At 33.9% G+C, this 560-nt stretch carries 1 protein-coding gene; it reads left to right on the forward strand.

The window, feature by feature from the left end; translation table 11 throughout:
- On the forward strand, nucleotides 1–544 hold a 544-nt coding region (locus ACEO2X_RS14095), incomplete at its 5' end, for a transposase (RefSeq protein ID WP_180169646.1).
- Nucleotides 545–560: the final 16 nt, after the last annotated feature.

Here is a 560-nt window from a genome sequence, read left to right on the forward strand (position 1 = left end):
TTGGTATTCATCGACTGGAAATCTAAAAACCATAAGAAAATATGGTATTCGATTTATGTTTGGTATCGACTGTAACCGTAAGGTTTCCCCAGAAAAAGGACAATGGTTTCAACTGCGTTTATTGCCAGATTTCCATCAGGGTCAAGTGGTTTGGCTCAAAGATTTTGGCTTTGTACAATTATTTAAGACTCAGTTAAAAGAACAGCAGAGGTTTTATATTGTACATCAAGATGAAGATGATTTATTGTCCTTTGAGGGTTTTCATGAATTACATTCAAGTCATTGGAAAATAGAGCAATATCACCGGGTTATTAAACAGGTTTGTCATATTGAAAAGTTTCAGGTAAGACGATCTAAACTGATTTTGAATCATATTTTTTCAGCCTTGATGGCCTACGTTGAGATACAAAAGAACCAGTTTGAGCGGATCTTTGAAAATGTATATCGTTGGCAGAAGAAATTATTTAGACCAATTATCAAAAGCTTCATTGATGACTTTATTCTCGATAAAAATCATCTGCTACCACAGAGAATCTTTAAATAATAGTGCGTAAGTCCTA

The organism is Acinetobacter sp. AL9 (assembly GCF_041464035.1).
In the GTDB taxonomy this organism is placed as follows: domain Bacteria; phylum Pseudomonadota; class Gammaproteobacteria; order Pseudomonadales; family Moraxellaceae; genus Acinetobacter; species Acinetobacter towneri.